Annotated in this window: 25 protein-coding genes; 8 read left to right on the plus strand and 17 right to left on the minus strand. The window is 64.4% G+C overall.

Annotation, left to right across the window (positions count from 1 at the left end; all coding sequences use genetic code 11):
- Positions 1-18: 18 nt before the first annotated feature.
- From HWY37_RS29135 to HWY37_RS29160, 6 genes are all read right to left on the minus strand, one after another.
- Positions 19-2832: an autotransporter family protein gene (locus tag HWY37_RS29135; protein WP_175206022.1), complete on the minus strand. Its 2814-nt coding sequence runs from the start codon at positions 2830-2832 to the stop codon at positions 19-21.
- A 230-nt stretch (positions 2833-3062) separates the two neighbouring features.
- Positions 3063-4592, minus strand: a complete 1530-nt coding sequence (locus tag HWY37_RS29140) for a bifunctional aminoglycoside phosphotransferase/ATP-binding protein (RefSeq protein WP_217481278.1) — start codon at positions 4590-4592, stop codon at positions 3063-3065.
- Positions 4593-4676: 84 nt separating this feature from the next.
- Positions 4677-6035: an erythromycin esterase family protein gene (locus HWY37_RS29145; RefSeq protein WP_175206021.1), complete on the minus strand. Its 1359-nt coding sequence runs from the start codon at positions 6033-6035 to the stop codon at positions 4677-4679.
- 29 nt (positions 6036-6064) lie between these two features.
- Positions 6065-6754: a phosphoribosyltransferase gene (locus HWY37_RS29150; RefSeq protein ID WP_175206020.1), complete on the minus strand. Its 690-nt coding sequence runs from the start codon at positions 6752-6754 to the stop codon at positions 6065-6067.
- Positions 6755-6838: 84 nt separating this feature from the next.
- Positions 6839-7942 (minus strand): NAD(P)-dependent alcohol dehydrogenase, encoded by a 1104-nt coding sequence (locus tag HWY37_RS29155; protein ID WP_175206019.1) that lies wholly within the window; start codon positions 7940-7942, stop codon positions 6839-6841.
- 3 nt (positions 7943-7945) lie between these two features.
- Positions 7946-8446: a universal stress protein gene (locus HWY37_RS29160; RefSeq protein WP_175206018.1), complete on the minus strand. Its 501-nt coding sequence runs from the start codon at positions 8444-8446 to the stop codon at positions 7946-7948.
- Positions 8447-8694: 248 nt separating this feature from the next.
- On the opposite strand from HWY37_RS29160, the gene HWY37_RS29165 reads away from it, so the two are divergent.
- The 3 genes from HWY37_RS29165 (at position 8695) to HWY37_RS29175 (ending at position 11869) form a co-directional block, all read left to right on the plus strand.
- Positions 8695-9345 carry a nitroreductase family protein gene (locus HWY37_RS29165; protein WP_217481277.1) on the plus strand — a complete coding sequence of 217 codons (651 nt, stop codon included), beginning with the start codon at positions 8695-8697 and terminating at the stop codon, positions 9343-9345.
- Between the two features lie 372 nt (positions 9346-9717).
- Positions 9718-10131 (plus strand): hypothetical protein, encoded by a 414-nt coding sequence (locus tag HWY37_RS29170; protein ID WP_175206017.1) that lies wholly within the window; start codon positions 9718-9720, stop codon positions 10129-10131.
- Positions 10124-11869: a PHA/PHB synthase family protein gene (locus HWY37_RS29175; protein WP_246302438.1), complete on the plus strand. Its 1746-nt coding sequence runs from the start codon at positions 10124-10126 to the stop codon at positions 11867-11869. The genes HWY37_RS29170 and HWY37_RS29175 overlap by 8 nt, the downstream gene beginning before the upstream one ends.
- 32 nt (positions 11870-11901) lie before the next feature.
- On the opposite strand, the gene HWY37_RS29180 is transcribed toward HWY37_RS29175, so the two are convergent.
- From HWY37_RS29180 to HWY37_RS29190, 3 genes are all read right to left on the minus strand, one after another.
- Positions 11902-12435, minus strand: coding sequence for a lipid-binding SYLF domain-containing protein (locus HWY37_RS29180; protein ID WP_246302439.1), 534 nt, complete (start codon positions 12433-12435; stop codon positions 11902-11904).
- A gap of 162 nt (positions 12436-12597) precedes the next feature.
- Positions 12598-13656 (minus strand): CHAD domain-containing protein, encoded by a 1059-nt coding sequence (locus tag HWY37_RS29185; RefSeq protein WP_176090402.1) that lies wholly within the window; start codon positions 13654-13656, stop codon positions 12598-12600.
- Positions 13657-13709: 53 nt separating this feature from the next.
- A complete protein-coding gene (locus HWY37_RS29190) occupies positions 13710-13865 on the minus strand; it encodes a hypothetical protein (RefSeq protein WP_175206013.1) in 156 nt (51 codons plus the stop codon).
- On the opposite strand from HWY37_RS29190, the gene HWY37_RS29195 reads away from it, so the two are divergent.
- Together HWY37_RS29195 and HWY37_RS29200 are read left to right on the plus strand one after the other, a co-directional pair.
- Positions 13864-14091, plus strand: coding sequence for a hypothetical protein (locus HWY37_RS29195; protein WP_176090403.1), 228 nt, complete (start codon positions 13864-13866; stop codon positions 14089-14091). The genes HWY37_RS29190 and HWY37_RS29195 overlap by 2 nt on opposite strands.
- A 108-nt stretch (positions 14092-14199) precedes the next feature.
- Complete coding sequence (locus HWY37_RS29200) at positions 14200-14847, plus strand: BON domain-containing protein (RefSeq protein ID WP_175206011.1); 648 nt, start codon at positions 14200-14202, stop codon at positions 14845-14847.
- 83 nt (positions 14848-14930) lie between these two features.
- Here HWY37_RS29200 and HWY37_RS29205 read toward each other — a convergent pair whose 3' ends face one another.
- Positions 14931-15914 carry a zinc-dependent alcohol dehydrogenase family protein gene (locus HWY37_RS29205; RefSeq protein WP_175206010.1) on the minus strand — a complete coding sequence of 328 codons (984 nt, stop codon included), beginning with the start codon at positions 15912-15914 and terminating at the stop codon, positions 14931-14933.
- A 34-nt stretch (positions 15915-15948) separates the two neighbouring features.
- On the minus strand, positions 15949-16596 hold the full coding sequence (locus tag HWY37_RS29210; protein ID WP_175206009.1) for a BON domain-containing protein: 648 nt from the start codon (positions 16594-16596) through the stop codon (positions 15949-15951).
- A gap of 330 nt (positions 16597-16926) precedes the next feature.
- Here HWY37_RS29210 and HWY37_RS29215 point away from each other — a divergent pair, with 330 nt between their 5' ends.
- Positions 16927-17376, plus strand: a complete 450-nt coding sequence (locus tag HWY37_RS29215) for a universal stress protein (protein ID WP_176090404.1) — start codon at positions 16927-16929, stop codon at positions 17374-17376.
- 72 nt (positions 17377-17448) lie between these two features.
- On the opposite strand, the gene HWY37_RS29220 is transcribed toward HWY37_RS29215, so the two are convergent.
- Positions 17449-17898, minus strand: coding sequence for a universal stress protein (locus tag HWY37_RS29220; protein ID WP_175206007.1), 450 nt, complete (start codon positions 17896-17898; stop codon positions 17449-17451).
- A 306-nt stretch (positions 17899-18204) separates the two neighbouring features.
- Between HWY37_RS29220 and HWY37_RS29225 the strand changes: the two genes are divergently transcribed.
- The gene (locus HWY37_RS29225; protein ID WP_176090405.1) at positions 18205-19296 is read left to right on the plus strand and encodes a hypothetical protein; all 1092 of its coding nucleotides are present in this window, start codon (positions 18205-18207) and stop codon (positions 19294-19296) included.
- A 41-nt stretch (positions 19297-19337) separates the two neighbouring features.
- Here the strand turns inward: HWY37_RS29225 and HWY37_RS29230 are convergent, their stop codons facing one another.
- The 5 genes from HWY37_RS29230 to HWY37_RS29250 all read right to left on the minus strand — a co-directional run bounded on the left by HWY37_RS29230 (position 19338) and on the right by HWY37_RS29250 (position 24289).
- Positions 19338-20258: a bestrophin family protein gene (locus HWY37_RS29230; protein WP_176090406.1), complete on the minus strand. Its 921-nt coding sequence runs from the start codon at positions 20256-20258 to the stop codon at positions 19338-19340.
- 6 nt (positions 20259-20264) lie between these two features.
- Positions 20265-22553 carry an FdhF/YdeP family oxidoreductase gene (locus tag HWY37_RS29235; protein WP_176090407.1) on the minus strand — a complete coding sequence of 763 codons (2289 nt, stop codon included), beginning with the start codon at positions 22551-22553 and terminating at the stop codon, positions 20265-20267.
- A 12-nt stretch (positions 22554-22565) separates the two neighbouring features.
- The gene (locus HWY37_RS29240) at positions 22566-22964 is read right to left on the minus strand and encodes a RidA family protein (RefSeq protein WP_176090408.1); all 399 of its coding nucleotides are present in this window, start codon (positions 22962-22964) and stop codon (positions 22566-22568) included.
- A 13-nt stretch (positions 22965-22977) separates the two neighbouring features.
- A complete protein-coding gene (locus HWY37_RS29245) occupies positions 22978-23193 on the minus strand; it encodes a hypothetical protein (RefSeq protein ID WP_176090409.1) in 216 nt (71 codons plus the stop codon).
- Between the two features lie 154 nt (positions 23194-23347).
- A complete protein-coding gene (locus tag HWY37_RS29250) occupies positions 23348-24289 on the minus strand; it encodes a LysR family transcriptional regulator (protein ID WP_176090410.1) in 942 nt (313 codons plus the stop codon).
- A gap of 250 nt (positions 24290-24539) precedes the next feature.
- Between HWY37_RS29250 and HWY37_RS29255 the strand changes: the two genes are divergently transcribed.
- Positions 24540-25928, plus strand: coding sequence for an NfeD family protein (locus HWY37_RS29255; protein ID WP_246302440.1), 1389 nt, complete (start codon positions 24540-24542; stop codon positions 25926-25928).

The raw sequence follows: 25928 nt of genomic DNA on the forward strand, positions 1-25928 counted from the left end.
CTGTTGCCCGCGTCCACTTTAGAAAGACATCCTGAACCCCGCGGTAGCGGTGACGATATGGCTGCCTGAAAAGTCCGCATCGGCGTCGACCTGGCCGTAGATCGCGTAGCGACCTCCCCAGCCATAGTTCACGCCCGCGCCCACGCTGCCCCAGGTTCGCGACTTGCGGCTGTCCACCTGCGTGCCGGCCACGCGCACGCGCGTGCCGTCCAGGAATTCGTGTTTCACGTTGACGACGCCATAGACGCTCGACTCCCGGCTCACGCCGGCCGTCTGCCAATTGCTCTTGTAGTCCAGCGCGATACCGATGCGGCCCAGCAGGCTGTCGCCCTTGTCGCTTTCGACGCGCGCGCCGAATCTGTCGTTGAAGCTGTCGAATCGGGTCGATACGTAGGTCAGCTGCGCCTGGGGGATCAGGGCGAATCCCTCCGCCACCCCGAACGCCTTGCCCGCCTCGATGCCCAGCCCATAGCTCTGGGCCTTCTGGCCGCCCTTCAATTTGCCAGCCAGCCGTGAATTCAGATCGCTGTCGAACCAGGTCGCCTGAGCCTGCGCATCGACGTAGACGCCATTCTTGCCGTACCAGGTCAGCGTCGGCGTCAGGCCATAGGAGGTGGTGTCGATCTTGCCGTTGCCATACACCGACGACACGCGCGTGTCGGCCTTGCCGTAATGAAAGGCCAGGCCGCCCACCAGACGGGAACCTTCCTCTGCACCGGCCAGGACACGGTCAACCCCGAATTGCGCCTTCCAGCTATCGATGTCCTGGCGCACGCCCGTGGTGGACGCTGCGGGTTCCAACCGGCCCGTCGTGCCCTCGAAACGGCTCCATACGCCGTTGCGGCCCGCATCCGCCGGATCATAGAGGCGATTGCCGACCCGCTGGCGCAGGGTGGGCAGCTGGCTCAGCTGAAGCAGCGTATTGGCATAGGCCTCATAGACCGGCACGCCGGGCTGATAGAGCAAGGGAGGTTCGCCGCCGGGCGAGGGTGTGCCTGGATCGGTTGGAGTGGTGCCTGGATTGGTCGGAGTGGTGCCCGGATCGGTCGGAGTGCCCGGATTGGTCGGAGTGCCCGGATCCGTCGGCGTGGTGCCTGGGTCGGTTGGAGTGGTGCCTGGATTGGTCAGGGACGACCGCAAATACCAGCCGCCGTCGGCCGCATCCTTTTGCAGCACATAGCCATAGGCGCCGGCCACCAAGGCCGGACGGCCTCCCATGACGTAGTCGCCGTTGGCCAGGTCGAATTGCCCGGCCGAGACGCCATTGACCTGCACGACTTGTATGCCCCGTTGCGTCAACGCGCCGGCGCCGCCCATGTTCTTCACCGTGACCGGCGTGGTGCCGGCGCTGCTGCCCGTGATCACCAGCTTGTCGGTCGGCGAATTGTCGGCGCCCAGCTGCGTGCGGATTTCCAGGTTGCCACCCTGCGCCGCATAGTCGCCGGCGATCGTCAGGGTGCCGAAGCCGCTGCGCGGCCCCGGCGCGATGGTGCCCTGGTTGACCGTCGCGCCGACGCGTCCCGTGCCGGTCAGCCGTGCCGCCGCAAGCACGTTCACCGGCCCGCCGAGTACGCCATCCACCTGCAGCGTTCCGGCCCGAATCCCGGTATTTCCCGTGAACGCGGCGCTGTCGCCCGACAAGGTCAGAATGCCGGCGCCCAGCTTGTTGAAGCCGGAAGTCCCGGAGAACGCGGTGGACACGCCCACGTCGTGGCCGTTCGTATCGAACCAGGCGCCGCCGCTGCCCACGGCCTGCGTGGCGAAGCCGTTCAGGAAATCGCCTTCATCGCGATTGGCGCGCAGGACGCCCCCATCCAGGTTGAAGGTGGCGTCGCCGGCGCCCTTGATGATCGAGCCGGTCTCCAGCACGCCGCGGCCGCTGGCATCGCCGGTCAGGTTCAGCGTGCCGGTGGAGGTACCGGCAGGGGCGAGCCATGTGTCGCGGGTGGCGACCGCAACCCCGCCCTTGGCTATGGTCAGCGTTCCCGTGCCCTCCGAACCGATTTCGATGCGGTCGCTTGCCGCGAGCGTCGAAATGTCGGCCGTCGCGCTCGATACGGTCACCGTGCCGACGCTGCCCACGCTCTTCCCGATGTAAACCGCTGCCGCCGCTCCTGGTCCGGTCGATGCGACGGTGCTGACGCTGGCGCCATCCAGGACGCTCAAGTCGCCGGTTCCTTCAAAGCCCACGTATATATTGTTCAACGGATCCCAGACCGCCTGCCGGCCCGTTACCGTGACGCTGCCCTCGCCGCCGACGTTCCAGCCGATGATCGCCTGGCCGCTATGCACGACGCCGTTGTCGATCGTCAGCGTGGCCTTGCCGCCCGTGCCGATCTCAAACGCGCCGATCGTGTTGATATTCCAGGTTGACCCCGCCCCGGTAACGAAAACCTCCCCGACGCTGCCAGTGTCGACGCCAATTCTGGCCGAGTCGCTATGCGCCACGCCTGCGTCCAGGATCGAAAGCGTGCCCTTGCTGCCTGAATCGGCCCCGATCAGCACCGGGCCAAGGCTGGTCCAGCTGGACGCGGTACCGCTGCCGTCGCGGCCCCTCACCGTCAGGGCGCCAACGGAGCCATTGCCGCTGCCTATGTACGCCCAGTCATTGACCACCGAGCCGCCGGCGCTGATGACCAGAGCGCCGGGCAGGGAATCTCCAACGGTCAGATCGCCGCCGACCGTCCAATTGGGCGTCTGGACCGGCCCAGGCAGAATCTGGCCAGAACCGGAGACCGATTGGGCCTGAGCGGAATTGGCGAAGTTCGCCGCATAAAGAACGAAGACAGCCGACTTTAACCACCGCTTGCGCAAGCCATTCCCGATGACCATGAAAAATCCCCTATGAGTAGACGTGAGCTCCTGCCGATACGGCATCCAACGGGAGATTCTTAATGGGTGATTTCACCCATAAGCGCGCCGCCAGCCCGGAAAAAGGCGGGACACTGGCGGAGTGTACGCGTTGGCATCGGCTGGCTGGGCGCAACAGATATCTTGAATACCCGAACGCTCGACGAACTGCGCCCCTTGCTGGCAGCCATCATGAGGCGCAGCGCCTGACTTCACCCGCCAAGAAGATGGAGCACGGATGCCGCGGTGTCTTCGGCGGGACCGCCAGCATCAATGTGCGTCCAGCGCTTCACATCGCGTTGCCTGTCCAATTGTGTACGCACAATGCGCTCATTGGCATCCGAAGGGTCATTCGTGCGCTGGCTGACCCGGGCGAACAATTGGGCAGACGGGGCTTCAAGCCAAAAGCCGCTAAAGGGAACCATCGCGCGGGCCGCGCATTGTTCAATGCGCTCACGGCAATCCTCCCGCTCGAATACGGCGTCGGCGATCACCGCGCACCCGTCTCGCGCCAAATGCTCCGCGCGCGCAGCCTGCTCCGCATAAACCTGCTCGGACAGATCAGGCCGATAAGCCCCCTCCGGCAGCTTCGACTCCGCCGGCACGCCGCACAGGCGCTTGCGGATGCGGTCGCTGGACAATACGCGGGCGCCCGGCGCGGGACCAAGCGCGTGCGCGATAGCCGCTGCCAACGACGATTTTCCCGATCCGCTGAGCCCGCCGATGGCGACCAGCCTCCCTCGGCGTCGCTCCAGGCATGAAAGCCCCGTATCGAGATACCCCAGGGCCTCAGCCGACAGAGACTCTCGCGTCCCTCCGGCGGACTCCGCAGCCTGAGCGGCCAGAACGTGGGCGCGGATGGCGGCCCTCAAGGCCATGAACAACGGCATCAGGACCATTCCGCCTTCGTCATCGCTCACATCCAGATAACGGTTCAGCGCCAGGTTGGCATACCCCGGGAATCCCCGCGACCAGAGATCCATGATCAGGAAGGCCAGGTCATAAAGCACATCGATAGTGGCCAGCGCATCATCAAACTCGAGACAGTCAAACAAGACCGGCGCCCCGTCGATCACGCAGATGTTGCGCAAATGCAGATCCCCGTGGCAATGCCGCACTTTTCCAGCAGCCGCGCGCCTCGCCAGCAGCGGCGCCTGCTTCTTCAATTCGCTGCGTAGCCCTGCGCAAAGCGCCTCGATCTTCCCGCCAGGCAATGCGCCTGCCCCGATGAGAAGCTTCTGGGTCACGGCCAGAACCTCGGCCAGCGCCGAAGGCGTATCCACGCCGCGCACTATTCGCGCACGGTCGTGGAATCCGGCAATCACGCCTGCGGCGCGTTCAGCCAGCGCTGCTGTCAGCATTCCGCGCTGCACCACGCTCTCCAGCAGGGCGTCGTCCGGAAACCGCCGCATCTCCACCACGGCATCGATCATTTCTCCGCAGCCGTCGAAGGCCAGATTCCCGTCACCATCCCGCATGATGCGCCGTACCGCCAGATACAACTCAGGTGCGGTGCGCCGGTTCAGCTCCAGTTCCCGCAGGCATGCCGCCAAACGCCGCGCTGCGGTGGACAGGTCAATGTACGGAAACCGCACTGCCCTCTTCAGCTTGTAGGCGCGTGCTCCGGCAAGCACAATGATGGAGATGTGGGTATGTATCGTGACGATATCGCCCGCCGACACGCCGTGAACATGCGGACTTGTCAAGAAATCCAGCGTGGCGGCCTGGCTTTCAGCGTTCAACTCGACGCGCTCCTATGTCAGCCCCCCGTAGCAACGGTCTCGCCGCCCGACGGCAACTCCGCTTCGCTTCGCGGGTCGACATCGCTATAGCCCGGCAGGGAAAGTTTCCGGAGCTTCATCCAGATTCCAGATATCGCCCCATTCGAGCGGTTCTACCGCCCGCGTCTGGTCAAAATGCAGCACGCAGTCAAACTGCTGCGGCAGGCAAGCATAAAAGTAATGGCTGCTCCGCTCGGTTTCCGGCCGGTAGATGACGCCGATGGCGCGTTCCAGCCGGCGCCTGGACAGCGCCTGCGCCAGGTCCCTGTCTCCCTTGAAGGCCAACATGAAGCGTCCGATGCCCGTTTGGTGAAAGAGGGTTTCATGGCTGCCAGGAAGCGCCGGCAGCACGCGCTTTCGCTCGGCCGGCGCGTCCCAGTCGCTCGCGGCCGTCACGCTTCCCTGATAGGTCGTCATTCCCACCAGAAATGCCTGATCGCCATAGGACTCCCGCGCCAACTGTCCCACCGTCAACTCGCCCGCCAACCCGACATCCGTCGCGCGGGCATCGCCCACATGGGAATTGTGTTCCCAGACGACGATCTTGGCCGGCATGCCGTCCTCCGTCCGAGGCAAGTGCCGGGCGAGCGCGTCCAGGGTTTCCATCATGTGCCGGTCCCGCAAGTTCCAGGAAGATACGCGCCGGTCGAACATGGTGCGGTAGTACTGCTCGGCGTTCGTGACAAGGCGCGCATTCTGCTGCGCATAAAACAGCTCATCGCTCGCCGCGCGGCCGTCGCGTTTCACATACTCGGCGGCGCGCGCGTTGAGTTCGTGCATTTGCGCGATAACGGCATCCTGGCATGAGGCCGACAAGCCATAGCTTGTCGAGTATCCATAGCGCTCGCTGCTTCTGCCGAAATGGTCGAAACAGGCATAGCGCGCGCGGGCCTGGCGCGCGGCTTGCGGATCGACTTTATCAAGGTACCGCAGCACCTCCGAGATCGACGTAAACAGGCTATACAGATCCAGCCCATAGAAACCGACGGGTGGCAAGCGGGAGGGCAGGGATTCGTTGTAGCGCCGCAGCCACTCGATGAACCGGACGACTTCGGTGTTTCGCCACATCCAGGTCGGGAAGCGCTTGAAGCCCGCCAAGGCCTGTTCGCCGGACTTGTCTTCACCCTGGCCGCGCAGGTACCGGTTGACACGATAGGCATCGGGCCAATCGGCCTCGACCGCGACGGCGGAAAATCCCTTCTCGGCGATCAGGCGTTGAGTAATGCGGGCGCGTTCTTCGTAGAACTCGTGGGTACCGTGGCTCGCTTCCCCGATCAGCACGAAGCGCGCGGCTCCGATCCTTTCGAGAAGGACGTCATAGTCCTCGATGCTTCCCGTAAGCGGCCGCGCCGCTGCCATGACCCAGGAAAGCGGAGAGGCATGCGCATCGGTTTTCGTTTCCATGACCTCTGCCTTGGCCCCGGTACGGGGCATCAGTCGCCATACGGTGCAGGCACTGCCATCCATGCGGCCAGCGGATGGTTGCGTTCTGCCTCTTGCAACAGACGAATGACCTCCCCGTCTTCCGTCTGCTCGAAATCCACATACCATTGCCCCACGCCATAAAAAGGCATGGGCGTGCTGATGCAAACCACTTCATCCGCTACACCCGCAAGCTCTTGCCTGGTCTCGGCCGCGGCCACCGGCACCGCGGCCACGATCCTTGCCGGCTTCTGCTTGCGCAAGGACTGCAGAGCCACGCGCATGGTCGATCCGGTCGCCAGGCCATCATCGACCAGGATGACAACCTTTCCCCCCAACTGCAGCGGCGGACGCCCCGCCCGATACAGCAATTCGCGGCGTTCCAATTCCTTGCGCTCACGCGCTACGATCGGCTCTATGACTCTTGGCGATATTCCATATGCCTCGATAGCCTCGTCCTGAAACACGGATTCATCGTGGCTGATCGCGCCTATGGCGTACTCGGGATAGCCCGGCATTCCAATCTTGCGCGCCAGGACCACGTCAAGCGGCGCACTCAACGCGGCCGCGACCTGAAACCCTACCGGCACGCCGCCACGCGGCAACGCCAGCACGATCACATCTGGACGGCCCGCATATCTCATCAGCTGCCGAGCAAGCAACATTCCAGCCTCTTGCCGATTCTTGAAGCGAATGTTCATCGATGCACCTGCGTTGGAGCGCCGAGCCTGCACACCGCAGTTGCTCGGCTTTTTTTTCAACCGAACGCGCCAGCAAAGGACAATTCAAGCAGCCGGCCGGATGGCGACCTTCAAGACGTTGTCCCGCTGATTGGCGAATAAATCGTAGGCGTCCGTGATCTGATCGAGGGTAAAACGGTGCGTGACCATTTTTCCGAGGTCCAGCCGACCCGACTCCAGGACGCGCATGAGGCGCCGCATACGCTCTTTTCCGCCAGGACAAAGCGCAGTGTTTATCCTGTGATCTCCGAGCCCCGCCGCGAAGGCGGAAATGGGAATCTTCAGATCGCTGGAATAGACGCCCAGGCTGGACAGCGTCCCGCCGGGCTTGAGCACGCGCAGGGCGGATTCAAACGTGTTCTGCTGCCCCAGGGCTTCGATGGCGGAATCCACACCGCGGCCGCCAGTCAGCCGCATGATTTCGTCGACGACATCGCAGTCGTGAAAGTTCAGCACGACGTCCGTCCCCCAAGAGCGCGACATTGCCAAGCGCTGCGCATTGCCGTCCACTCCTATGACGGTGGTTGCACCCAGCAGCCGGGCGCCCGCCGCCGCGCACAGTCCTATCGGTCCTTGCGCAAAGACCGCGACAGTGTCGCCAATACGGATGTTGGCGTTCTCCGCGCCTTTGAATCCGGTGGACATGATGTCCGGGCACATCAGCACCTGTTCGTCGGTCAATCCATCCGGCACCGGCGCAAGATTGGCCTGGGCATCGGGGACCAGCAGATACTCCGCCTGGGCGCCATCAATCATGTTGCCGAAACGCCATCCCGCAGTGGCCCGGTATCCATGGCATCCACACACTCCGCTGGCGACCAGGTAACTGCCATCCTGGGAAGGCGCGCCGTCTTGAGCGGCGTATGAATTGAAGTTCGGGCAGATCGCGCCAGCGATTACGCGCTGGCCCTCCTGGTAGCCCGTCACGGCGCTTCCCAGCTTTTCGATGATGCCGACAGGTTCATGGCCTATCGTCAGGCCCGGCTCCACGGGATACTCCCCCTTGAGGATATGGATATCCGTGCCGCAAATGGTCGTGGTGGTGATCCTGATCAATGCGTCGTTCGGGCCTACGTCTGGAATGCGCTTTTCCCGTATCTCGATGCGGCCCGGACCGGCGAAAACCACTGCTTTCATCATGGTGTTCATGCCTTATCTCCAGCTTTCGACTGATGCTTGGCCGGCTCTCGGCCCCGACGCGCGCACGAGCAACAACGGAACGGCCACGCCGCGCGATATCTTCTGAGCGCGATGGTCCACAGGCATGAGGCGAATGTCGCGGGACCGGTGCGCCCCGATCACGATCAGATCCGCCCCCCAGGCTCGCGCCTCGCCCACCAGGCATTCCTCGAACGCTCTCTCGCCAGCCTCGAAGAGAGCGCTGTCCACCGGAATGCAACTCGCGCGCACCCTTTTTGCCGCATTCCGCAGCATTTCGGCGGCATGCCCACGCGACAGCCTCCGGATTTCCGCCGGGGAGTGGCAATTGGTGCCTATTCCCAAAGACGATGGCAATGCTTCGACGATACAGATCAGCCGGATGACCGCATCATGGAGAAAGGCCAGGCGTATCGCCTCATCCAACCCCGATTCGGAGGTCGAACTGCCGTCGATAGGTATGAGAATCCGTTTATACATGGGCTCGATGATCAAGAATGAAGGCACGCCTGAAGGCTTGCGCACCGGCCTGCGCCGGTCTCAAGCAAGCGTGGCGTTTTCAGCTTAAGACGAGAAGGCGCCGCAACATTGACCAAGGTCAATGTCGATGAACAGGCGCTGCTTCCCGGCCTTCCACTCAGGGACGGCGGCGCGCAAACCAAGACGGACATTGACTTCCATCAAACTGGGGGGATCCCGTCGGCGCACACTGATTCCCCACCACGGAATCAGGGATCAGCATCATGACAGCCATATTCCCTGGCGCAGAAAGCACAGCGAAGGCGCCCGGCGACGCCGGCCGCGATCCAGCGCCATTTCTGCTGCCCGAGCCGCGAACCGAAGGCGGCATGACCTTGCTTGAGGCTTTGACGTTGCGCCGCTCGATCCGGGGCTACGCGGAAACGCCCTTGCCGTTACAGCAACTATCCGATCTCCTCTGGGCCGCCTGCGGCGTGAATCGCGAGAGCGGCGAACGCACCGCGCCATACTGGCGGCATCGCATCGTGCTGGATCTGTTTGTATTGCAGGCCAATGGCGTATCCATCTACGACCCGCCCACGCATGCATTGACGCCCTATATGAAGGGCGATTTTCGAGTCCTGGCCGGGCAGCAGGATTTCGTCGGCCGCGCTCCGCTGGAACTCGTCTATGTGGCTCGCGGCGAAAAGATGGCCGACATCACCGCCGTCGAACGCCAACTCTACGCGTCGGTTGACGCCGCGTTCATCGGCCAAAACGTCTATCTTTTTTGCGCGGCAGCGGGCTTGGCCACGGTATTTCGGGGCGCCTTGGACAAAGGCCGGCTCGCCCGCGCGCTTCAATTGCCCGATACCGACTTCGTGACATTTGCCCAAACGGTGGGCTTCAGCGATGGGAAGCCCCCGACTTCCTGAGGAAAATCCCGTGAGCGATCAATCCAACCTTAGACAACCTATCGCCGTCATCGCCGTCGCCCCGGACGGCAGCACCTACAGGATAGAACGGCGCAGCCAGTTTCGTCCGGATCAGGCGGCTCCCGACATGTACTTCTACTGCTGCCTCCCCGACGGCCAGGTCGTCGACCAGATAGGGTCCGGCACTTACCAACTGCCCGACGGGACTATCGTCAGAACGCGGAGGCGTCGAACTGCCTAGCAAACAGGATGGACAGGGATTGAGTTTCGTCAAGCCCGGCTGGGCAGGAACGCCTACTCTGGGCTGGTAGCGCCCGACGGATTCCTGGCGTGGCGCTTCCCACTGCCTCACCGATAAAGGAGGAATTCGTCATGCAAGTCGACTACGAACCCTACGTGGCCCTGTACAAGTATGGCCTCAACACCGCGCTGGCCATGGCCGAGAATTACTTCGACAGCGCGCGGCAGCTGCGCGCCCTGCAACTGAAGACGGACAAGGAAATGCTGGCGTTCGCGCAGCAGGCCAGCGCCGAAATGGAATCCATGTCCACGGTCAGCGCCGTATGCGCCTTTCAACAGAAGCTGGCTGCCGACCTGTTCGGACGCGAGATGGATTATCTGCGCGAAGTGGAGAAAATCGCGCGCGCCGCTTCTGCCTCCGCATCCGCCACATTGAAGGAAAGCAAGAATCCCTGGCAGGAACGGGTGTCGGAGATTGCCCTGGGTGTCGGCCAGTTTCTATCGAATGGCAATGCCAGCGGCGCTGCCGGCGACAAGCATGCATAGCGTCGCGGACCGGAGAATGGAGGAAGATCCGTTCCAGGCGCTGAACTACTGGAAGGAGGCATTGATCGCCCAAGCCACGGGCGGGAGTTCGCCGGCAGCGTTGACGCTCGCGCTCGCCGACTGGTGGATACATCTTTGCACCGCCCCCGGCAAGCAGCTGGAACTCGGGGTCAAGTATGGCGAGGCAATCGCCGCGCTTTACCAGCATGCCGCCCAGCCTTGGAGCCGCCCGCAGCGTGACGCTTCGGTTCCGCCTGGCAACGACGGACAAGCACAGCCAGCCTGGCAGCAAGAGCCTTTCAGCCTGTGGTGGCATGCATTCCTGACGGCCCGCCACTGGTGGATCGACGCCACGAGCCAGGTGCCCGGCGTCGCCCCCCACCATGCGGACCTGGTGTCTTTCTGCGCCAGCCAATGGTGCGATACCCTCTCGCCCGCGAACTTTCCCTGGTCGAATCCCGTCGTGCAGGAACGCTGCCTGGCCGAAGGCGGCCGCAATCTTTCCGCTGGCCTGCTCAACCTGTTCAACGACATTCGCCGCCAGCTGGTACAGGCTCCCGAGGAAGGGATGGAGCGCTTCCAGGTCGGAAAGACCGTCGCGGTGACACCCGGGGCCGTGGTGTTCCGGAATCATCTCATCGAACTGATCCAGTATGCGCCCGCAAGCGCCACGGTGCGCCCGGAACCGATACTCATCACACCGGCCTGGATCATGAAGTACTACATCCTGGATCTGTCGCCTGAAAACTCCTTGATCCGGTACCTGGTCGCTCAAGGCTATACGGTCTTCTGCATATCATGGCGCAATGTGGGATCAGCGGACCGGAACCTGTCACTGGATGATTACCGCCGCCTGGGCTTCATGGCGGCGCTGGATGCCGTCAGCCGCATCGTGCCTGGCCGCCGCGTGCACGCCGTCGGCTACTGCCTGGGCGGCACCCTGCTTTCCATCGCCGCCGCAGCCATGGCGGGACGGAAGGATACGCGCCTGGCCACGCTCACGCTGCTGGCGGCGCAGACCGATTTCACCGAACCTGGCGGCCTGGGACTGTACATAGACGCGAGCGAGGTCTATTTCCTGGAAAGCCTGATGTGGGCGCAGGGCTACCTTTCGGCGGCCCAGATGTCTGCCGCGTTCCAATCGCTGCGGCCGGTCAGCGACACCGCTGCGCGCGCCGTGCGCAGGTATCTGCTTGGCGAGCATGCGGCCCCCAATGACCTGATGGCATGGAACGCGGATTCGACGCGCATGCCTTACCGGATGCACGCCGAGTATCTGCGCAAGCTCTTCCTGAACAACGAGCTGGCGGCCGGCCGCTACCAGGTGGACGGGCGCATGATCGCCCTGCGCAACATACGCGTTCCCATCTATGCGCTAGGCGCCGAGAGCGACCGCATCGCCCCTTGGCGGTCTGTGTACAAGATCCATTACCAGACCGACGCCGATATCCGCTTCGTCCTGGCCAGCGGCGGCCACAACGCAGGCATCGTGAGCGAACCCGGGCATCCGGGACGCTGGCATCGCGCGGGCGCAAGCGCGCCGGACGGATTGCGCGTCGGCGCGGACGAATGGATGGCCGGCAGCAGGCTGCATGCCGGTTCGTGGTGGCCGGACTGGCAAGCCTGGCTCGATGCACACTCCGGTCCGCCGCTGCCCGCCCTGCGGTCACTGGGTGAAGCCGGCGCTGACCGGACCGCCCTGCCGCCTGCCCCCGGCCGCTTTGTGCTCCAGGATTGAACCGCGCCCCGGATCACCCGCAGCCGGCGCAATCAAGGTTTGCCGGTTTTCTCCCGGCAGGCCTCGCCCTCGCCCGCGCAAAGATAAATCGGTACCCTGATGAACAGCATGCCCTTGATCGACAGCCCCCGAACCAGTTCGGCTTCCGCAAGAATGAAACCTGCGATCGGCTCGATGGCCGGATCGCGCCCTGCCATGGAGGTCTCGTCCAGGATCTGGATAGTGCCGCTCGCGCCTTCCACCCACCCGGGCCGGGCCTGAAACGCCCGCAAGGCTTCATATGTCGAGAAGAACAGGATCAGCGCCTTGTCATTCAGCCCCAGCACCGAACCCGGGGGGCTGGCAATGACGTTGTAATAGCTGCGATCCTCCACGGCGTCGATCAGCACGCCGCGGCCGTAGGCCACTCCCAGGATGCCGCCATCGGCATGGAGCGCGGGCACGACCAGCACGCCGAAGGAACGGGCAATCAATGCCTTGGCTTTGGGCGACTGGCGATAGAGGCGCAGCAGCGTCGCCTCGGCCTCCTGATCGACGCGATTCAGTATGGCGGGCGAAACCGACATCAACGACTCCGCTGGCTGTCCTAACGCGGCCCCAATAGGCCCCCCCGCCAGAATCAGGTGAAGCAACAGGGCAACAACGCATTTCTTCATAACGCCTCCGCGGTTTTGCAGAACGCGGGCTGGCGGCCTTGCCGCCCGTCACGGCGCTCGCTTCCATGCCACCTATTTCCTGGGAGCCTGGCCGCCAGGTGTTGCCTGCGCCAGCCGGCGGGAGAATTTCTCCCATCCTGCGTCCGTCCAGAACGACGGCTGCCGCATGAAACGCCTGCGCGCGGCTCGCAGCGTCGCTTCGGCCTTGCGCAGCATCCGGCGGCAAGCCTTCCTGGACGCGGTGTCCGCCAGCTTGCCGCTCGACAGGCTGACGCACACGACTGGCCCCAGCCGCGCGGCCATTCTCAGATCCTGCACATCCCCGAGCGCTGCTTGCAGCTTTTCCAGCGACCGGACGTAGCGCTCCAGCTTGCGGAAGGAACACGCTTGCATCAGCCCCTCGCTGGCATAGCGCAAGCGCTCGACCTGGGTCCGCGCTTGCTGCTGAACGCTCGCATCGCGCATCACGGACTTGCCCGCCAGGCGATCTCTCGCCTTTTCGTCCCACCTCTCCAGCTTGCGGCGAATCCGCGCGTACAGCGCCTTGGAAGAACGATCCGCCACTACCGCGTGCATATCTCCATCTCGCTCCTGGAACTGCTGGAGCAGACTTTGAAAGCGTTCAGATCGCAAATGGATATACATTTCGCCCCGCGCGACAGCGGAACGGGCAGCGGCCCGTTGGCCAGTCGCCTCCCGGTCCAGATCCGGTTCCGCCTCGTATAGCCGCGGCAGGAGCTCTCCGGCAAGAACATCCCAGTCATGCGCACGCGACAAGGGCTGCATCGCCCAAGCCACCTCCTTGCGCAGCGCCCGTCTGGCCGAGCGCTCTCGCGCCCGCCGCGGCAGCAGGTCCGAGAGCGCGCAGAACCGCCTCACATAGACCCGCAAATCATGGATCAGGGCGGGTGCGCCGGCCTCGCCCGCCTGGTCGCCTTTCGCCAACTGCCGGACGCGCCTTCTGACTTCGCGAGCCCAGGCGTCCGCAATCGCATGCAATCCTGTTTGCAAGGACAGCCGCTGCAAGGCGCCGGTAGCGCTTTCCGCGGGCGCCTTCGTCCGCGACGCGGGCGGGGCCCCTCCCGCGCCAGCCTGCGCCTCGGCCGGATCCTGCCGGGTATTGCGCGCCATGAGCATTCTCCTGAATCAGACGCCGTCTTCAGCCACGTTCATCCGCAAGGATTTCAACGCGCGCCCTTGTGGTCCTTCTGACCGGTGTTCTTATGTCTGCCCAGCAACTCGGCCGTTTCGGCTTTTCTCTGCTGTTGCACCGCGTCCTCCTTTTGATGGTCGCGCGCCTTTTTTGAGGTGACAGGGGGGGTTTTGGCAGGTGGTTGCATGTTGACCTCCGAAGAGTTGGCCGATCGGCACGTCGGCGTGTCTTATCTTGAACCCGCCTCGCAGGCCTTTGTTGACCAAAGTCACGAACCCGGCGTTGACCTGCAAGCCAGGTTCTCGGACCGGGCTTGGAAAGGACAAGCGCCCGGATGGTATCCACAGGCGGTTTTCCAGAAGAAAACCGTGGCGAACAGACCCGATTTTTCGATTGACGATTGTCAATATTGAAATGCCATATCCACGGAAACTTTATATGCGGAGCCGCCGGGCACAGGATGCGCGATGCGGAACACGCGCACTTTTCATCACATCATTTCTTCCGTTTGGAGAGCAATCATGAAAGACGAAGAACTACGCCGCAACGTCCTGGACGCGCTGGAGTTCGATCCGCGCATCGACGCCACGGGCATCGGCGTGGCCGCATCGGATGGCGTTATCACGCTGACCGGGCATGTCAGCACATACAGCGAAAAGTACGACGCCGAGAAAATTGCGGCGCACGTCAAGGGCGTCAAGGGGATTGCGCAGGAGATCGAAGTCCGCACCGGCTACGAGCAGGGCAATTCGGACGATGAGCTGGCCAAGCGCGCGCTCAACAGCATAGGCTGGAACGTTTCCATTCCCGGCGACAAGGTGCAGGTCAAAGTGCAACAGGGCTGGGTAACATTAAGCGGAGAAGTCAGCTGGAACTTCCAGCGCGCCGCCGCCGAAAGCGCCGTCCGGCGGCTGTCCGGAGTCAAAGGGGTCGCCAACCTGATCAAGTTGGATGCCGGCGTGCAGATCGGCGACGTCAAGGAACGGATCCAGAACGCCTTGAAGCGCAGCGCCGAACTGGAAGCGCACGACATCCAGGTATCGGTGCACGGCAGGAAAGTCACCTTGACAGGAAAGGTAAGGAGCTGGTCGGAACGGCACGCCGCGGAGCAGGCGGCATGGAGCGCGCCCAGCGTGATCGGCGTCGAGGACAAGCTCGAGATCGGCTGATTGCAACTCCCTGGCCTGCTGCACCTGCCCAGGCGCGGCAGGCTGCCGGCGGAGCGAAGGCGCACGCCTGCCTCGGGCCCGTGTCAGGGAATCAAGACTGCGGTCGCCTGGATCCGGCCCTGGCGCAGGTCATCCAAGGCCTCGTTCGCCCGTTCGAGCGGATACGTCCGCACATCGCACTGCACATTGGCGGCGACGGCGGCGTCCATGAATTCCCGGCCATCGGCACGGGTCAGGTTGGCAACGGATTCAAGCCGCCGCTCTCCCCATAGCAAGCGGTAGGGAAACGCGGGGATATCCGACATGTGTATGCCGCCGCAGACCACGCAACCGCCCTTGCGCACCGCTTTCAGCGCCAAGGGGACCAGATCGCCCACCGGAGCAAAGATGATGGCGGCGTCCAGCGGCTGCGGCGGGCCGGTATCGCTGTCTCCCGCCCATGCAGCTCCGAGCGCGCGGGCATGCTGCTGGGCCGCGGTATCGCCCGCGCGGGTAAAGGCGTAGACGCGCCGGCGCTGCCAGGCGCAAACCCTTGCGAGCACTTGCCCAGCCGACCCGAATCCGTATATACCCAGCGATTCCGCCTGCCCGGTGGCCCTGAGCGCACGCCAGCCGATCAGGCCCGCGCACATCCAGGGCGCCATGGTTTCAGCGCTGCGCGTCATCGGCACAGGGTACAGATAGCGCGCATCGGCGATCAAATGCGAGGCAAAGCCGCCGTCGCGCGTGTAACCCGTGAACTCCGCGTAATCGCAGAGATTCTCGCGTCCCGACAGGCAATAGCGGCACAGGCCGCAGGTCTTGGCCAGCCACGCCGCGCCCACGCGCGCTCCCGTCATGCCTGGATCGACGCCGGCGCCTGTTTTTTCTATGACGCCGATCACCTCGTGCCCGGGCGTAATGGGATAGCGCAGGCCTGGCAGTTCACCATCCACGACATGCAGATCCGTGCGGCAGACCGCGCAAGCCTCGACGCGCACCCGTACCTCGCCGGCCCCCGGCTCGGGCGTGGGGCGATGTTCCAGGACGAGGGGCTCGCCAGCGGCCCGTTGCGACATGCTCTTCATGGCGCCTCCTTCAGGCCGTCCGCACGCGGTCCGGTTATCCGACTGCCAGCTTGTCCTGCACTTCGACAACTCCGGGAACCGCCCACGCGGCCCGCTCGGCGGCGCCGCGCTCGATCCAGCTATTGACCCGGCCGCTCAGCACGACCTTATGGCCATGCACGCTGACCTCCACGCGGTTGGCCTCGATCAGCGCACTGCGCAGCAGGGCCTCTTCGATCTTTTGCTTGATATCGCCCGCGTGTATGGCCGGCGTCACCTCGATCAGATTGGAAATGCCGGTCACGCCGGAAAGCTTGTGTACGGCGGCTGCCGCCGCTTCCCGCTGATAGAACCAGTCAACCTTGCCATTCAAGGTCACCCAGCCTTTATGCACGGCCACCTGGACCTTGCCATCAGGAATCGTCGAATCCCAGGAAATGATGCTAAGCGCGCGCGCCGCGATTTGATCGTCCGCCTGCTGTTTGTCCGCGGCCATGCGTACTTCGATCTCCTGGGCGATGCCGCGGACGCCCCTTACACGCTGAACCGTTTCCTCGGCAGCCAGCTTCTGCGCGTAAGAACTCACGTGGCCAGTCAAGGTCACTATGCCGTTCTCCGCCACCACGCCTATGTGCAGTTCATCGACACTAGGCTCGAACGTCAGCGCTCTCTGCACTCTTTCCCGCAGATCGGCATCGCTCATGATTCTCTCCTCATTGCGCGCCATTGAAAGGAGTCCATTCAATGGCGGTCGGTTGGACTCGCGACCGCCTGGTACATACACCGGCCGGCCTGGAACTGTTGACCATCTTGAGCCGCGCCCGAGACTGCTCGTTGATTTTTGTCATGATATTTTCAGGGCCGGATAGGACCTGGCGCTTGCCCTGCCTGGAGGTCGGAAACTCTCAGGAGACAGCGGCTGGGGCGCACCGATGAAAATCCCGGATTCCGCGACGTTCTTGACAACGATCAACATTGCCGGCCCGCGCAAACCGATACTGGGTATCAGCCTTCCACTACGCGGAGCCCCGCCATGTATCAGAGAATCCTCGTTCCTATCGACGGTAGCGCAGCTTCTGAGCAGGGATTGAATGAGGCAATACGAATTGCGAAAGCCGTGCACGCTCGTCTACGCCTGATCCATGTCGTCGACGAGCTATCCTTCGCCTTCACGGTCAGCGCCTACCGCTACCAGGCAGGCGAGCTATTGGACCTGCTCCGCAAAGACGCAGAAAAGCTGCTCTTGACCGCGCTGGAAAAGGTCAAGGCCGCGGATGTGGAGGCGGATACTGTGCTCTACGAGAACCTCGATAAGACCGTGAAGCAGCGCGTGTTGGACGAATCCCTGTCGTGGAAGGCGGACTTGATCGTGATCGGCACGCATGGACGCCGCGGCGCAAACCGCCTGCTTCTGGGAAGCAGCGCGGAAGGAATCATGCGCGGCGCAACCGTGCCTGTTCTGCTCGTGCGGGCGCCTGAATAAACTTCCTAGATCGCGCGGCTTTCCGCGGCCGAGGCGGCGGGCAACCGGCAAAGGTCGGCCCCGCCCGCACTGTCATGGCGTGCGGACCATCAAAACAGGCAGCTTGGAGGTGCGCAGCACCGCTTCGGCGCTGCTGCCTAGCATGGTGCGCTTGATACCGCGCCGTCCGTGCGTGCCCATCACGATCAGGTCGGCTGGCCATTCCTGCGCCACACCGACGATCCGCTCTTCCACTGGCAATCCCAAGTCGTCATATAGAACCGTTTCAGCCGATACGCCGGCCGCTGCCGCGTGTGCAAGCGCCTGTTCCAGGATGGCAGCGCCGCCCTGTCTCAGGCTTTCGATCAGCTGGCCCGTGTAGTAGCCCGCATACGGATTGGCGGTCATCGACACCGACAGGTCATCCAGCACATGAATAATGCGCAACGTCGCATTGAACGCCTTGGCAAGCTTGATGGCTTCTTCCAGCGCCCTGTTGGATGCATGGCTGCCGTCGACCGCGACAATGATTCGTGAGTACATGGCTTCTCCCGAGACTTGGATGTTGAGCAACAAAACCCCGCACGCGACGCGCCGGATCTCAAGCCCACGCCGGCGCGCGTTCCGGGAAAGAGCGCTTCCATCCAATCTTGCGCGGCTGCGCCAGTTCAACGATGATCTTTGTCAACCTCGGCGCGTGGCGCCATGCGTATCGATTCAAGTAGCATGACGACACTGGATAACACCTGGCGCATCCAGGATTGGACGCGCAGGGACATGGAACTGCGCTACGCATTCAGCTTCCATTAATATGACCGACTCTCACGCCCGCCTGGACAGGAGCCGCTCTTGACCCGACTACTCATCATCGCCGGCCTCGCCGCCACGGTCGTTGCCTCGCCCGCCCTAGCGGGAGAACGCTGGATGGTCTATGCCGGCGGCGAAAAGCCCAGCCGCATCGTCGTCACCGTCGACGAAACCTATCTCGACGCCGTGCCCATGGCGGAGAAGACCTACAAGCTCGAAACACTGACGATCCTGGAGAACGCCAAGGCGCCGGACTGGGTGTCCTCCAACATGATCATCGATTGCGCGCGGCAGACGCTGGAGGAAAAACTGATCCAGCTGTCGCCGCGCGGCGGCAAGCTGGCGACCGCCCCCGACCAGCCGGCGCGTCCGCCCAAGAACGCGGTCGGCCAGGCCTTGATCGACTTCGCCTGCGACATGGGCCCCAAGAGCAGCGCCCAGCGGACCGCGGCGCGCAAGGCCGACAACCGGGCTCGCGGCTGGCTGTACCTCGGGCCGCTGGACACCGGGGCGATCGGCGACCTGGCCTGGAACACCATGTGGACCGACGGCGCCCGGCCCGCCAGCAAGCCGCGCTCGGACGCCGAGCTGGACCGCGAGATGAAGGATCTGGACGCGCGCCGCAAGAAGGCGCTGGCGGAGGCCGACGCCCTTGCCGGCAAGACGGTCCAGCAGGACAAGGCGTCGAGCCGCCAGACCGCCAAGGCGCAGGAACCGCAGGCGCGAGCCGACGCGCGCCGCAAGCGCGAAAGAACCGAAGTGCGGCGCACGATGGACGCCTGGATCGGCCAGCCCGAGGCGGAATTGCTGCGCGTCTGGGGCCCGCCCACCGCCACCGGCGACCAGGACGGCAACCGCATGCTGCAGTACTACCGCCAGGAAGCGCGTTCGACCCAGGCTTCCGGCTCCGGCGGCTGCCCGCCAGGACAGTCCATGCAGCTGACGCACGGCCCCAACTCCCCTCCGCGCTGCGCCCCTTCCGGCAGCTCAGGCCAAAGCTACCAGTACACCTATGAGTGCACCGTCAGCTTCGAACTGCAGGGCGGCATGATCGTCGACTATTTCACCAAGGACCGGCGCACGCCTAACGATCCGTTTACGCACTGCACCCATATCTACGGCCGGTTCAACTGAGAACTGCGCTGAAAACTGCGCCGAGGACGGCGGACTCCCGCCTACAACAGCACCCCGTCCTCGGGCGATAAAGGCGGCGGCAGGCTTTCATCGCCCAGCAGTTCGCCCACGTTGATCTCGATGCTGCGGCAAAGCGCATCCAGGGGCAGGTTATTGGGCAGGCGGTCGAAGGGTTCCTCGATCTGCTCGCCCAGGGCGTCCAGGCCGAAGAAGGTGTAGGACAGCACGCCCACCATGAAGGGCGTCACCCAGCCTATGCTGCCGACCAGGCAGAACGGCAGCAGGAAGCAATAGGCGTAGACGGTCCGGTGCAGCAGCAGGATGTAGGCAAACGGTATCGGCGTGCTGCGTATACGCTCGCAGCCTCCGCCTATGTATGAAAGCCGCGAGATCTGGCCGTCGATGTCCGCCAGGAGAATGCTGTCCAGCTGCCCGACGCGCCTGAGCTGGGCATAGGCCTGGCTCAGATCGCCCAGCAGGACGCTGGGCGGATTCGCCGCCCGCATGAGACGGGCTGCCATATCCGCGGGCAGCCATCGTTCCAGGTCTTCCTTGGGATCGCTCTTGCGCAGCATGTGCCGCAGCGCGTGAGCATAGGCCACCAGGGCATGCGCCAGTTCGCGCTGGCGCGCGGCCGGCAGGCCGTCGGGAAAGCTCAGCGTCTGCCGCGTCAGGTTGCGGATGACGATGAGCAACTCGCCCCAAAGCTTGCGCGCCTCCCACCAGCGCTCGTAGGCAACGCTGTTGCGAAACCCCAGAAAGATGGCCAGGGTCAGGCCCACCAGGGTCAAGGGAACGGCGCCCAGCCCGACTCCGCTCAGTGGCAGGCGGTGCTCCGCCAGCACGACGGCCGCCGCCAGCAGCATCATTGCCACCACGCGTTTCCAGATGACGGAAACGATGGAGCCCTTCAAGGTGAAAAGCAGCAGCCAGGGCGAGCGCGAGGGAGGACGGACGATCATGACGAATTACGCCTGAACGCCTCCCAGCGCGGCCTTCCTGATGCGCACCGGAATCGATTTGTAGGAAGGCGTGCCGCACTCCTTGTCGATGTAGTCCAGCGGAACCAGGACGTTGGCCTCGGGATAGTAGGCGGCGACGGAGCCGCGCGCGATGCTGTATTCGATGGCGGTAATGCCATTCAAGCGCAGCGTGCGCGACGGCGACACGGTTTCGATGTCCACCAGATCGCCATGCTCCAGGCCCTGCTCGGCCAGGTCCTCCGGGTTCATGAACAGCACGTCGCGGCGGCCGAAGACGCCCCGGTAGCGGTCGTCCAGTCCGTAGATCGTGGTGTTGTACTGGTCATGGCTGCGTATGGTCACCAGCCGCAGCACCTCGTCGGGCCAGGGCTCATAACGCTCGCGCACGCCGGGGAACACGGAAAACATGGCCTTGCCCGTGGGCGTGTGCCATTTGCGCTCGGTCGGCGGCAAAGGCATGCGGAAGCCGCCCGGAACGCGGATGCGCGCGTTGTAGTCGTCGAAGCCGGGAATCGTGCGCTCGATCAGATCCCGGATACGGTCATAGTTTTGCACCAGCCCCAGCCAGTCCACCTTGCTGTGCGGCAAGGTCGCCCGCGCCATGGCGGCGACGATGGCGGGCTCGGAGCGCAGTTCGGCGGACGCGGGCTTGAGCTTGCCGGCCGAGGCATGGACCATGGACATCGAGTCCTCCACGGTTACCGATTGCGGGCCGTCCGCCTGGACGTCGAGCTCGGTGCGTCCCAGCACGGGCAGCAGGAAGGTTTCCCCGGCCACCAGCAGATGCGAGCGGTTGAGCTTGGTTCCCAGGTGCACGCTGAGCGTCAGTTCCTTCATCGCCGCAAAGCAGAGCTCGGGATCGGGCAAGGCCACGGCGAGGTTGCCGCCCAGGCAGATGAGCGCCTTGGCCGTGCCGTCGACCATGGCTTGCATGGCCTGCACCGCGTCGTGGCCGTGCCCCTGCGGCGGCGTGAAACCGAATACCGCCTCCAGCCGCTCCAGGAACTCAGGGGAAGGCTTTTCCGTGATGCCGACCGTGCGGTTGCCCTGCACGTTGGAGTGGCCGCGCAGCGGGCAGATGCCGGCGCCCGGCTTGCCGAAATTGCCGCGCATCAGCAGCAGGTCGGCGATCAGCTTCACGTTGGCCGTGCCCGTGTTGTGCTGGGTGATCCCCATGCCGTAGGTCACGATGGTGGCCTTGGACTTGGCGTAGGCCTCGGCCACATGCTCCAGTTCCGCCCGCAGCAGGCCGCTTTCGGTTTCGATGTCGTCCCAGGACGTCGCTTCCAGGTCGGCGGCCAGCGCATCAAAGCCCAGCGTGTGCTCGGCGATGAACTCGCGGTCCAGGACATTGCCGCGCTGCGCGTCCAGCGCCAGCACCGCCTTCATGATGCCCTTGAGCGCGGCCGCGTCGCCGCCGGCCCTGACCTGGTAATAGGTGGAAGCGATGTCGGTGGAGCTGAAGGTCGCCATTTCCACGATGCTCTGCGGATCGGCGAAACGCTCCAGCGCGCGTTCGCGCAAGGGGTTGAAGACAATGATGGGCACCTTGCGGCGGGCCAGTTCGTGCAGCGTGCCCATCATGCGCGGATGATTGGTGCCGGGATTGTGGCCTATCGAAAGAATGAGCTCGGCATGGTCGAAGTCCTCCAGCGACACCGTGCCCTTGCCTATGCCGATGGACTGCGGCAGGCCCACGCTGGTCGCCTCGTGGCACATGTTCGAGCAGTCCGGGAAGTTGTTGGTGCCGAACTCGCGCGCAAACAGCTGGAACAGATAGGCCGCCTCGTTGGATGCCCGGCCCGAGGTATAGAACTCGGCCTGGTCAGGCGTATCCAGGCTGCGCAGCGTCTCGCCGATGCGCTCGAACGCCGTGTCCCACGACACCGGAACGAACTTGTCGGTGGCCGCGTCGTAGGCCATGGGATGCGTCAGGCGGCCGAAGTCCTCCAGTTCGTAGTCCGACAGCTCCAGCAATGAAGCGACGGTGCGCTGGGCGAAGAACTCCGGCGTGACGCGCTTGCTGGTCGCTTCCCAGGTGACGGCCTTGGCGCCGTTCTCGCAGAACTGGAAGGTGGAGCGATGCTCCTTGTCCGGCCACGCACAGCCTGGGCAGTCGAAGCCCGCGGGCTGGTTGGTGCGCAGCAGGACGATGGGCGCCTCCACGACTTCCATCTGTTGCCGCACCGCCTGGGCCGTCGCCTTCAACGCCCCCCATCCGCCCGCCGGGCCATCGTAGGGCCGGATGCCGGGCACTTCACGTCGTTTGCTCATGGTGTCACCTCTTCAGTCCAGCACGGCTTCGGCTTCGATCAGGATCAGCCACTCCGGCAACGCCAGGCTGTTGACGACGATCCACGACGACGGCGGCGGATTAGACGGAAAGCGCCGGCGCAATTCCTCGGAGACCTGCCCCAGGTCTTCCCTTACGGTTTCGCAGGCGTATACCCGCAACATGACGAGCTGTTCCATCTTGCCGCCGGCGGCGGCCAGCACGCGCTCCACATTGGCCAGCGCCGCCGCGGTCTGGCCTTGCAGGCCGATGTCGACCACGCGGCCATGCACGTCGGTGGCGGCCTGGCCGGAGATCACCACGCGGCGGCTGCCGGCGGCGATGCAGGCCTGGCTATAGCCGTATTGCGCCGTATCGAGCACGCTGTCGGGATTCACGAGTGTCCTGGTCATGGCTGTTGCTCCTTCAAGCGCCCAGTTCCTGGAAGGCATGTCCATTGGCCGTCAGCGCCTGGAAAATGCCGGGAGGCAGCTCGCTTTGCCAGACGTGTCCGGAAAGCTGCCATTGCTGCGGATGCGCCAGATCGGGCAAGCCCGCTCCCTTGCGGACATACAGCCCGAGCGTGGGCTTGCCGAGATTGATGTAGAAGTCGAACTCCTGCTGGTCCGGGGTCTGCTGCATGATGGGTCTCCTGGCGGCATCGCCGCACGGCGCCGCCTCGGGTCCTGGCCTGACAGGCCGCCCGTCCGGCAGGAAATCAAAAGATTGAGCCGGAAGCTCTCGCGCAATCCGTTCCGCCAGAATGCGGCAACCGGGAAAATTGATCTAGTTTTTCTTATGAACCTTTTGATAATCCATGGTTATCAAGGTTGGGCGGCACGGAGTGATTGAGGACGGCTTCCAGGTCCATCTGGCCTGCGATCTGCCAGGCGGCATGCGACAGGGGCGGTTGGTTGTCGCGCCGCAACCGGACCAGGCAGACGTCCTCGGCGTGCTCTGGAGTGATGGGGTGAGCCAGCAATCCGGCCCCTTCGTACTGGGCGGGCAGCGCGCTCAGCGGCATGATGGAGAACGCCCGCCCGCTCTGGCATTCGGCCAGCAGCACGCGGATGTCGTTGCTCTGCAGCACGACTCGCGGCTTCGCTTCCACGGCTTCGAAACATTTGTTCAAGGTCTGGCGGTTCTGCATGTCAGGACTGAGCAGGCACAACGGCAGCTCGCCGACTTCCGACCAATCCAGCTGGCGCGGCAGGGAAGCCTGCGCGCTCGCCACCAGCACGTAGCGCTCCGAATACAGGGACATCGCGTCATAGTCCATGCTATTGAGCACTGAGCGTTCATAGAGAATTCCCAACTGGATCTCCTGGGCCTTCAGCCGGCGCAGTATTTCCGGGGTGCTGAGGGAGGTGACCTCCAATGTCAACTGGGGAAGTATCTCGCGGTACTCGGCGCTGAGCAGCGTCGCGGCGTGGTTGGCGGTGGGAATCGCGCCTATCGCCAAATGGCCCTGGGGCACGCTACGCACCAGGTCGGCCTCCTGCCGCAGCCCTTCCAGCGAGGCAACCACCTGCCGCACCCACTGGATCACCCGCTCGCCTTCGGGCGTGATGCCTTCGAAGGTCCGGTTGCGCTTGACGATGGTGATGCCGAGCTCCCGCTCCAGTTCGCGGATCCCGTTGGACAAGGCCGGCTGCGACACATGGCAGCTCTCCGCAGCCCGTCCGAAATGCCGGTATTTATCCAGGGCCAAGAGGTAGGAGAGCTGGCGGATAAACATTCAAACTCCTCGCATTTCGTCGTCCACGGTCACGGCTCATTTTGCAGAAGATTCGAGTCTGCTCAAAGACATTGTTGACGCCAGCCGCCCGGCGCCAGCGCTTGCACGGCGCCTGCAAATCTCTGAATCAACAGGCAAAAGTAGTACGCTGGACATAGCAGCGCGGGCGGCTCGCCGCCTTGCGCCGCGCGTCGGAGGAAACCAGTCCATGGCCGCCCCGATCCCGAGCCCGATGTCCGGAATCTGTTCAATGCTCCGCAAGCTGCGCCGTGTGGCGGCGCTGCTTGCGGCGGCCGTGATCAGTGCGGGCAGCGCATCCGCGCAGCCTGCCGGCGGCCCGCAGCAAATCGCCGTCGTGCTGTCGCTGGACGGCATCGTCGGCCCCGCCACGGCGGACTATGTGGTGCGCGGCCTGGCCGCGGCGCGCGAACAGAATGCGGCGGCAGTGGTCCTGCGGATCGACACCCCGGGCGGGCTCGACACTTCCATGCGCGACATCATCCGCGCGATCCTGGCTTCGCCCATACCGGTGATTTCCTACGTGGCGCCCAACGGCGCGCGCGCCGCCAGCGCCGGCACCTACATCCTCTATGCCAGCCACATCGCGGCCATGGCGCCCGCCACGAACCTGGGCGCGGCCACCCCGATCTCGCTGGGCGGCGGCCCTGCCCGGCCAGCCGAGGCGCCAGGCAAGAAGCCCGCTGCGGAGCGCAAGGACGAGCCAGGAACAACGGCGCAGGATCCGGGCGAAGCCAAGGCGATCAATGACGCCGTGGCCTACATCCGTTCGCTCGCCGCGCTGCGCGGCCGCAATGCCGACTGGGCGGAACAGGCGGTGCGCGCCGCCGCCAGCCTCACGGCCGGCGAGGCCCGCGCGCGCAATGTGATCGACCTGGTCGCGGACGACGTGCCGGACCTGCTGGCCAAGGCGGATGGGCGCAGCGTCAGGATCGGCAACAGCGACGCCATTCTGCACACCAAAGACCTGCGGCTGTTGCCGCGCGATCCCGACTGGCGCACCCAGGCGCTCAGCGTGATCACCAATCCCAATCTGGCGCTGTTGCTGCTGATGGCCGGCGTGTATGGGCTGATCTTCGAATTCATGAGTCCCGGCGCCCTGTTCCCCGGCATCTTCGGCGCCATCTGCCTGCTGGTCGGCCTCTACGCCTTGTCGGCGCTGCCGCTGACCTATGCCGGTATCGGGCTGGTAGTGCTGGGAACCTCGCTGATGGTGGCGGAGATCTTCGCGCCCACGCTGGGCGTGCTGGGCGTGGGAGGCGCGGTGTCCTTCGTGCTCGGCGCCATCCTGCTCATCGACACCGATACGCCGGCCTTCGGCGTCTCCATTCCGCTGATGGCGGGCGTCGCCGCGGCCAGCCTGGGCATGACCTTCCTGATCGGCCGGCTGGCCCTGCGCTCGCGCCGGGCGCCCGTGGTCAGCGGCGCCGAGGCGCTGCTCGGCCAGCGCGTCAAGGTGTTGAGCTGGAACGGCGGACAAGGCTATGTGGCGGCCTCGGGCGAGCGCTGGCGGGCAACCGGCCCGGCCGGCCTGGCCGCCGGCGACACCGTGGTGATCGCGGCCGTCCGCGGCGTGACCTTGCAAGTGCGGGCGGACGCCGGCCCGCCCCCATCCGGATAA

The sequence above is a fragment of the Achromobacter anxifer genome, assembly GCF_903652925.1.
Classification (GTDB): Bacteria; Pseudomonadota; Gammaproteobacteria; order Burkholderiales; family Burkholderiaceae_B; genus Achromobacter; species Achromobacter anxifer.

What these genes read in the sequence shown, in the direction of transcription:
- HWY37_RS29135 (WP_175206022.1), bottom strand. Translation starts at nt 2,832, where the DNA reads ATGGTCATCGGGAATGGCTTGCGCAAGCGGTGGTTAAAGTCGGCTGTC.
- HWY37_RS29145 (WP_175206021.1), bottom strand. Translation starts at nt 6,035, where the DNA reads ATGGAAACGAAAACCGATGCGCATGCCTCTCCGCTTTCCTGGGTCATG.
- HWY37_RS29150 (WP_175206020.1), bottom strand. Translation starts at nt 6,754, where the DNA reads ATGAACATTCGCTTCAAGAATCGGCAAGAGGCTGGAATGTTGCTTGCT.
- HWY37_RS29155 (WP_175206019.1), bottom strand. Translation starts at nt 7,942, where the DNA reads ATGAACACCATGATGAAAGCAGTGGTTTTCGCCGGTCCGGGCCGCATC.
- HWY37_RS29165 (WP_217481277.1), top strand. Translation starts at nt 8,695, where the DNA reads ATGACAGCCATATTCCCTGGCGCAGAAAGCACAGCGAAGGCGCCCGGC.
- HWY37_RS29170 (WP_175206017.1), top strand. Translation starts at nt 9,718, where the DNA reads ATGCAAGTCGACTACGAACCCTACGTGGCCCTGTACAAGTATGGCCTC.
- HWY37_RS29175 (WP_246302438.1), top strand. Translation starts at nt 10,124, where the DNA reads ATGCATAGCGTCGCGGACCGGAGAATGGAGGAAGATCCGTTCCAGGCG.
- HWY37_RS29180 (WP_246302439.1), bottom strand. Translation starts at nt 12,435, where the DNA reads ATGTCGGTTTCGCCCGCCATACTGAATCGCGTCGATCAGGAGGCCGAG.
- HWY37_RS29185 (WP_176090402.1), bottom strand. Translation starts at nt 13,656, where the DNA reads ATGGCGCGCAATACCCGGCAGGATCCGGCCGAGGCGCAGGCTGGCGCG.
- HWY37_RS29195 (WP_176090403.1), top strand. Translation starts at nt 13,864, where the DNA reads ATGTTGACCTCCGAAGAGTTGGCCGATCGGCACGTCGGCGTGTCTTAT.
- HWY37_RS29190 (WP_175206013.1), bottom strand. Translation starts at nt 13,865, where the DNA reads ATGCAACCACCTGCCAAAACCCCCCCTGTCACCTCAAAAAAGGCGCGC.
- HWY37_RS29200 (WP_175206011.1), top strand. Translation starts at nt 14,200, where the DNA reads ATGAAAGACGAAGAACTACGCCGCAACGTCCTGGACGCGCTGGAGTTC.
- HWY37_RS29205 (WP_175206010.1), bottom strand. Translation starts at nt 15,914, where the DNA reads ATGAAGAGCATGTCGCAACGGGCCGCTGGCGAGCCCCTCGTCCTGGAA.
- HWY37_RS29210 (WP_175206009.1), bottom strand. Translation starts at nt 16,596, where the DNA reads ATGAGCGATGCCGATCTGCGGGAAAGAGTGCAGAGAGCGCTGACGTTC.
- HWY37_RS29215 (WP_176090404.1), top strand. Translation starts at nt 16,927, where the DNA reads ATGTATCAGAGAATCCTCGTTCCTATCGACGGTAGCGCAGCTTCTGAG.
- HWY37_RS29220 (WP_175206007.1), bottom strand. Translation starts at nt 17,898, where the DNA reads ATGTACTCACGAATCATTGTCGCGGTCGACGGCAGCCATGCATCCAAC.
- HWY37_RS29230 (WP_176090406.1), bottom strand. Translation starts at nt 20,258, where the DNA reads ATGATCGTCCGTCCTCCCTCGCGCTCGCCCTGGCTGCTGCTTTTCACC.
- HWY37_RS29235 (WP_176090407.1), bottom strand. Translation starts at nt 22,553, where the DNA reads ATGAGCAAACGACGTGAAGTGCCCGGCATCCGGCCCTACGATGGCCCG.
- HWY37_RS29240 (WP_176090408.1), bottom strand. Translation starts at nt 22,964, where the DNA reads ATGACCAGGACACTCGTGAATCCCGACAGCGTGCTCGATACGGCGCAA.
- HWY37_RS29245 (WP_176090409.1), bottom strand. Translation starts at nt 23,193, where the DNA reads ATGCAGCAGACCCCGGACCAGCAGGAGTTCGACTTCTACATCAATCTC.
- HWY37_RS29250 (WP_176090410.1), bottom strand. Translation starts at nt 24,289, where the DNA reads ATGTTTATCCGCCAGCTCTCCTACCTCTTGGCCCTGGATAAATACCGG.
- HWY37_RS29255 (WP_246302440.1), top strand. Translation starts at nt 24,540, where the DNA reads ATGCTCCGCAAGCTGCGCCGTGTGGCGGCGCTGCTTGCGGCGGCCGTG.